This window comes from Rhodovulum sp. DZ06, from assembly GCF_050586345.1.
Taxonomy (GTDB): domain Bacteria; phylum Pseudomonadota; class Alphaproteobacteria; order Rhodobacterales; family Rhodobacteraceae; genus JBOCEF01.
The window spans coordinates 1-7,066 of sequence record NZ_JBOCEF010000028.1 but is presented as its reverse complement, the minus strand read 5'-3'; the positions used below and the strand labels follow the sequence as shown (position 1 = coordinate 7,066).

Annotated in this window: 5 protein-coding genes; 4 read left to right on the top strand and 1 reads right to left on the bottom strand. The window is 73.5% G+C overall.

Annotated elements, in window-relative coordinates:
* Window positions 1–222: 222 nt before the first annotated feature.
* Complete coding sequence (locus ACQ5SO_RS13015) at window positions 223–1,407, bottom strand: CaiB/BaiF CoA transferase family protein (protein ID WP_430942042.1); 1,185 nt, start codon at window positions 1,405–1,407, stop codon at window positions 223–225.
* A 254-nt stretch (window positions 1,408–1,661) separates the two neighbouring features.
* Between ACQ5SO_RS13015 and ACQ5SO_RS13010 the strand changes: the two genes are divergently transcribed.
* From ACQ5SO_RS13010 to ACQ5SO_RS12995, 4 genes are all read left to right on the top strand, one after another.
* Complete coding sequence (locus ACQ5SO_RS13010) at window positions 1,662–3,125, top strand: PLP-dependent aminotransferase family protein (RefSeq protein WP_430942041.1); 1,464 nt, start codon at window positions 1,662–1,664, stop codon at window positions 3,123–3,125.
* A 117-nt stretch (window positions 3,126–3,242) separates the two neighbouring features.
* Window positions 3,243–4,751, top strand: a complete 1,509-nt coding sequence (locus ACQ5SO_RS13005; protein ID WP_430942040.1) for an aldehyde dehydrogenase family protein — start codon at window positions 3,243–3,245, stop codon at window positions 4,749–4,751.
* 9 nt (window positions 4,752–4,760) lie between these two features.
* Window positions 4,761–5,513 (top strand): TSUP family transporter, encoded by a 753-nt coding sequence (locus ACQ5SO_RS13000; protein ID WP_430942039.1) that lies wholly within the window; start codon window positions 4,761–4,763, stop codon window positions 5,511–5,513.
* Window positions 5,514–5,629: 116 nt separating this feature from the next.
* Window positions 5,630–6,943 carry an aminotransferase class III-fold pyridoxal phosphate-dependent enzyme gene (locus ACQ5SO_RS12995; protein ID WP_430942038.1) on the top strand — a complete coding sequence of 438 codons (1,314 nt, stop codon included), beginning with the start codon at window positions 5,630–5,632 and terminating at the stop codon, window positions 6,941–6,943.
* The last annotated feature ends 123 nt before the right edge of the window (window positions 6,944–7,066 follow it).

Genomic DNA, 7,066 nt, shown 5'->3' with positions numbered 1-7,066 from the left:
CCCCTTTCTTTTTTCGTTGGTGGGAGAGAGAACCCCCCCCCTCCCCCTTGGCGTGTCGGGGGATGTAGGGTGGGGCGCCCCCCCCCCCCGCGCCCCCCCGCACCCGGGGGAGGGAGCGATGCGCAAGGAGGGCCGTGCGCCCGCGCCCTGGGGGGACAAGCCCCCCGGTTGCGGGCGCAGGCGGCGTGCCGCCGCCATGGCGCCCGGCCGCCTGCCTGGCCCTCAGCCCTCGCCGCCGCGCTTCGCCGCCAGCCGCGCCCGGATCCGCGCGCCATCCGCGTCCAGCGCCGGCGCGTCCCCCGGCGGCGCGGGCGTCCAGGCGCCGTAGCGCACCGGCTCCCGGATGTCGTTGACCATCCCTTCCGTCGCGTGCTCGTGCCGGGCGAAGAACCCCACGGCCTCGAGATGCGGATCCGTCGTCATGTCCTCGAGATCCCGCACCGCCATGCAGGGCGCCCCCGCCGCGCGCAGCACCTCCTCCCAATGCGCGCTGGTCTGCGCCGGGGTCAGGGTGCGGACATGCTGGTAGATCTCCGGCTGCGCCGCGCGGATCTGCTGGTCAGTCTCCAGCCCATGCCGGTCGAGGTAATCGGCATCCCCCAGCGCCGCGAAGATCGGCCGCCATTGCGGCATCCGGTTGGGCAGGAACACCACGTAGCCATCCGCCGTGGGGCAGGGCTGGCGCCCCGGGTCCAGCTGGCGCTGGTAGCCCGCGGGGCCGCTCGGCGGATCGTGATAGCGCCCGCCGAGATGCTCCTGCAGCATGAATTTCGAGAACGCCTCGAACATCGGCACCTCGACGAACTGGCCCTCGCCCGTGCGCATCCGGTGGATCAGCGCGGCCAGCGTCGCGTAGACCGCGCTCAGCCCCCCGACCTTGTCGGCCAGCAGGCTGGGCATGAAGCGCGGCTGCGGGTTCCCGTCCACCCGCGGCAGCAGCGTCGCCGCCCCCGAGGCCGCCTGGATGATGTCGTCATAGGCCTGGAGCCCGGCATAGGGCCCGCCCGCGCCGAAGCCCGAGCAATGGACGTAGATGATGCCCGGGTTCAGCGCCCGCACCGCGTCCGGGCCGAAGCCCAGCCGCTCCATCCCCTGCAGGCGCACGTTGTGGATGAAGACGTCCGCCTCCTCCAGCAGCCCGCGCAGAACCTCCCGGTCCTCCTCCTGCCGCAGGTCCAGCATCACCGAGGCCTTGCCGCGGTTGAGCGCCATGAAATTGCCCGCCATGCCGGGCGCGTTGCGCGGGGTCACGGTGTGGCGCAGCACGTCGCCGCCCGGGCCCTCGATCTTGATCACCTCGGCCCCGTGGTCGCCGAGGATCTGGGTGGCGAGCGGTCCGAAGACCACGCCTGTGAGATCGACGACCTTGAGGCCGTCGAGCATCGCTCCTTGAGTGGATTCGAACATCCGGGGCGCCTCCCGCACCGGCCCGCATCGTCGCGCCCGCCGCCCGCATGACCCGGCGCGGGCCATGGCGGGGACCTGTCGGCGGCGCGAAGCGCGGGCGTGGTCATCCTCCGGGGACGGAGCCTAGGGGGCGCGCGGGGCCGGGGCAAGGGGAAGCGGGGGGAAGGCCGGGGGAGCGGGGCGGGCGGGGGGCGGGCGGCGAGTTCCGTCAGCCCTATTGACCGATCCCGCCGCGCGCGCGAGGCTTCGCGCCGATGACCGACCACCCGCTCCTCGCCCCGCGCGATCCGCTCGTGCCGATCCAGACCTGGCTGCGCGCCTCGCTCGTGGCCGCGATCAATGACGGGCGGCTGCCCTCGGGGCAGAAACTGCCCCCCACCCGCGCCTTCGCGGCCGAGATCGGCGTCGCGCGCAACACCGTCACCGCGGTCTACGAGGACCTGGTGGCCAAGGGCTGGCTGACCGCCCGCGAACGGCGCGGCTATTTCGTCGGCGACACGCCGCCCGCGCCCGCCGCCCCGCCGCGCCCCGCGCCCGAAAGCGCCCCCGACTGGGACGCGCGCCTGCGCCTGCGCCCCGCCGCCATGCGCCACATCGTCAAGCCCGCGGACTGGCGCGCCTTCCGCTACCCGTTCTGCTACGGGCAGGTGGACCCGGACCTGTTCCCCATCGGCGCCTGGCGGGCCTGCGCGCGCGACGCCATGGGCCGCTCGGCCATCGACTGGTGGTCCGCCGACCGCGCGGTCGAGGACGACCCGATGCTGATCGAGCAACTGCGCCGCCATGTCCTTCCGCAGCGCGGCGTCTTCGCCCGGGCCGACGAGGTGATGATCACCCTCGGCAGCCAGCACGGCATCTACCTCGTCGCGCGCCTCCTGCTCGGCGCCGGCGCGGTGGCGGCGGTCGAGGACCCCGGCTATCCCGACGCGCGCAACATCTTCCGCGCCGCCGGGGCCGAGCTGCGCCGCATCCCGGTGGACGCCCATGGCCTGACCCTGGGGGCGGAAGCCCGCGCGGCGCTGAAGGGCGCCGACCTCGCCCTCGTCACCCCCGGCCATCACTGCCCGACCATGGCCACCATGCCCGCGGATCGCCGCGCCGCGCTGCTGGACCTCGCGCGGGGCGAGGACCTGCTGATCCTCGAGGACGACTATGAAGGCGAGACCCGCCCCGAGGGCGCGCCCCCCGCGCTCAAGGCCCAGGACCGGGACGGGCGGGTGATCCATCTCGGCACCATGTCCAAGGTGCTGGCCCCGGGGATGCGCATCGGCTGGCTGGTCGCCCCCGCGCCGCTGGTGGCCGAGGCGCGGGCGCTGCGGCGGCTGATGCACCGCTCGGCGCCGCTCAACAACCAGCGCACCGCGGCGGTCTTCATCGAGGGCGGCCATTACCAGGGCCTCGTGCGCGGGCTGCGTGGGGCGCTCGAGGCGCGGTGGGCGGCGGCGGCTTCGGCCTGCGACCGCCACCTGGAGGGCTTCCGCCGCGGGCCGGGGCAGGGCGGCTCCTCGCTCTGGCTGGAGCTTCCCGGGGACCTCGACGGTCGCGCGCTGATCCCGGCGGCGGCCGAGGCGGGGGTGCTGGTGGAATCGGGCGATCCGTTCATGGCGCGGGGGCGGGAGGGGCGGTTCATAAGGCTCGGCCTTTCCTCCATCGACGCCCCGTTGATCGAGCCGGGGATCAAGGCGCTCGCCGCCGTCGCCGCGGCGCTGCGGGGCTGAGGGCGCTCCCCTCTGGCCCCCATCTGGCCCCATGGGTTCCGCCCGGCTGGCCCCGTGACGCGGCGCGTGCTGCGGTGCATCACGGATGGCGACCCGTCCCAGCCCGCAGGTGAGCCGATGAACGACATGTCCGCCCTCCCGACCCTTCCCGGCGCCGACGCGTCCCCCGAGGACTGGCTGGCGCTGCTCTCGGGCATGAACCTCGTCGGCGGGCGCCTCGTCCCCGCCGCGAAGCTGCTCGAGGTCATCGAGCCCGCCACCCTCAAGCCCCTCGCCTCCGCCCCCGCCTCCGGCCCCGCCGAGGTCTCCGCCGCCGTCGCCGCCGCCCGCGCCGCCTTCCCCTTCTGGGCCGCCACGCCCGCCCGCGCCCGCGGCGCGATCCTGGCGCGCGCCGCCGACCTGATCGACGCGCAGGCCGAACCCCTCGCCCGCCTGCTGGCGCGCGAGACCGGCAAGGCCCTGCGCACGGAATGCCGGGGCGAGCTGAAGGTGGCCGCCGACATCCTGCGTTTCCATGGCGGCCTCGGCGGAGAGCTGAAGGGCGAGACGATCCCCTTCGACCCCGCCGTCTTCGCCGCCACGACCCGAGAGCCGCTGGGCGTCGTCGCCGCGATCCTGCCCTGGAACGTGCCGCTGGTGCTGATGGCGCTGAAGATCGGCCCGGCGCTGGTCGCGGGCAACGCCGTGGTGGTGAAGGCGTCGGAAGAGGCGCCCTTCGCCACCCTCGCCGTCGCCGCCATCCTGTCGGACCTGCTGCCCGCAGGCGCCCTGAACGTGGTCACCGGGACCGGCCCCGATTGCGGCGCCGCGCTGACCGCCCACCCGGAGGTCGCCAAGATCACCTTCACCGGCTCCGAGGCAGCGGGCCGCGCGGTCTATGCCGCGGGGGCGGCGCGGATCATCCCCGTGTCGCTGGAACTCGGCGGCAAGTCGCCGATGATCGTCTGCGCCGACGCCGACATGGACCGCACCGTCGCCGGCGCCATCGCCGGGATGCGCTTCACCCGGCAGGGGCAGAGCTGCACCGCGGCGAGCCGCATCTACCTGCACCGCGACGTGGCGGAGGCGTTCCTGTCGCGCCTGCGCGCGGCCCTTGGGGCCATGGTCATCGGCGATCCGCTCGCCGAGGCCACCGATATCGGGACCATCATCAACGCGAAGCAGAAGGCCACGGTGGACCGCTACGTGGCGCTGGCCGAGGCGCATCCCGGCGCCGAGGTGATCCGCTGTGGGCGCCTGCCCGAGGACCCCGCCCTGGCCCCCGACCTCTTCGCCCTGCCGACGCTCCTGCTGGGCCTGCCCGAAGATCACCCCTGCGTGCGCGAGGAGATCTTCGGCCCCGTCGCGGTCATCCAGATCTGGGACGATTACGAGGACGTCATCGCCCGGGCCAATGACAGCGGCTACGGCCTTGCCGCCACCGTCTGGACGCGGGACCTGCGCGTCGCGATGGACGCGACGAAGCGGCTGAATGCGGGCTATGTGCAGGTGAACCAGAACCTGACCATCCAGCCCAACCTGTCCTATGGCGGCTTCGGCAATTCGGGGCTGGGCAAGGAGGCGTCGCTGGAAGCGATGCGAGAGCATTTCACCCGGTCGAAGACCATCGTCTTCGCCATGGACTGAGGAGGGGGCATGGAGTTCCTGCCCGATGCGCAGCCGCTGATCCTGACCGCCGCCGCGGTGTTCGCCGCCGCGGTGCTGCGCGGGATCACGGGGTTCGGCTTCGCGCTGGCCGCCGCGCCGCTGCTGTCGCTGTTCCTCGAGCCCCAGGCCGCCGTGACCAGCGTGATCCTGCTTCAGGTGCTCGCGGGGGTGAAGGACATGGCGACGATCCGCGCCGACGCGGATTGGGGCGCGCTGCGCCGCCTCGGGGCAGGGGCGCTGTTCGGGGTGCCGGTCGGGACGGCGCTGCTGGCCTGGGCGGACCCGGCGCTGATGCGCCTGCTGATCGCCGCCGCCGTCATGCTGGGCCTCGCCATCCTGCTCCTCGCCCCCGGCCATCGCGGCGATCCGGGGCGCGAGGCGCTGCCCGCGGGCGTCCTCTCGGGCCTCTTCGGCGGGCTCGCGGGCATGGCCGGGCCGCCGGCGGTGGCGTTCTTCATGCGCGCGGGGACCCCGGCGGCGACGGCGCGGGCCTCGCTGATGCTGTTCTTCTTCTTCACCTCGCTCATGGCGCTGCCGGGCCTCTGGGCCGGGGGGCTGCTCGGGGCCGGGCCCGCCGCGCTCTCGCTCTGCGCCTTCCCGGCGCTGCTGGCGGGGACCTGGGCGGGGGGCCGCATCTTCAAACGCACGAGCGAGAACGGCTGGCGCAGGCTCGCCCTCGCGTCCCTCGGCGTCATGGCGCTGGCCGCGGGCGCGCGCGGGGCGGCGGAGCTGCTGGCCTGAGGCCTGGCCCCGGCGCCCCCCCGCTGGCCCCATGGATCCCGCGCCGCTGGCCCTGTCGCCCCTCTCGCGTGCAGCGCACCATCCGGCCCAGTCCCTCCCACCGACCCGAGGCCCCCATGTCCGACGCCGCCCCCAACATCCCGCTCTCCGATTACTGGATGCCCTTCACCGCCAACCGCGCTTTCAAGGCCGACCCGCGGATCCTCGCGCGCGCCGAGGGCGTGCATTACTGGAACGACCGGGGCGAGAAGCTGCTCGACGCCGTCTCGGGCCTCTTCACCACCCCCGCGGGCCATGGCCGCACCGAGATCCGCGACGCGGTGGCGGCGCAGTTCGACCGGCTCGATTTCGCCCCGCCCTTCCAGTTCGGCACGCCGGGCGCCTTCCAGCTGTCGACCGAGATCGCGAAGCTGACGCCCGAGGGGATGAACAAGATCTTCTTCGCCAATTCCGGCTCCGAGGCGGTGGAATCGGCCATCAAGATCGCCTTCCAGTACCACCGCCGCCGCGGCGAGGCGCAGCGCCAGCGCGTCGTGGGGCGTGAGAAGGGCTATCACGGCGTCAACTTCGCCGGTTGGTCCGTCGGCGGCATGGTCAAGAACCGCGAGATGTTCGGCCTCGGGATGCCGGGCGTGCATCACATGCGGCACACGCAGCTCGACTACATGTCCAAGACCACCGGCCAGCCCGAGGCGGGCGCCGACCTCGCCGACGACCTGCAGCGGGCCGTGGACCTCTACGGCGCCGACACCATCGCCGCCTGCATCGTCGAGCCGATCTCGGGCTCGGTCGGCATCCTGGTCCCGCCCATGGGGTACCTGCAACGCCTGCGGGAGATCTGCGACCGCCACGGGATCCTGTTGATCTTCGACGAGGTGATCACCGGCTTCGGCCGCACGGGCGAGGCTTTCGCCGCCCAGACCTATCGTGTCACGCCCGACCTGATGACCATGGCCAAGGCGATCACCAACGGCACGGTCCCCATGGCCGCCGTGGCGGTGAAGGACAGCGTCCACGACGCCATCGTCGAGGACGCCCCGGCGGGCATCGAGTTCTTCCACGGCTACACCTGGTCGGCCAACCCGATCGCCTGCGCCGCCTCGCTCGCCGCGCTGAAGATCTACCGGGACGAGGACCTCTTCGCGCGCTCGAAGGCCATGTCGCCCAAGCTGATGGAGCGGGTCGAGGCGCTGGGCCGGCACGAGGTCGTCACCGGCATCCGCGGCTTCGGGATGCTCGCGGCCGTGGACCTCGCGCCCGGCGCGGCCCCGGGGGCGCGGGGCCTCGCGGCGCTGCAGGGGCTGTTCCAGGCGGGGGCCGTCACGCGGGTGACGATGGACACCATCATCCTCGCGCCCCCCTTCGTGATCACCGAGGAACAGCTCGATTCCCTGTTCGAGCTGCTGGACGGGGTGATCGCGGGGCTCTGACCCGACGTCATCTCGGAACCTTTCGGCGGGGGGGGGAGTGGGTGGGGGGGGGGTCGTTTCTTTTTTTTTTACAGGGGGAAGGGGCCCCCACTGGTGCCCCCCTACGGGGGGTGTTGGGGTGTT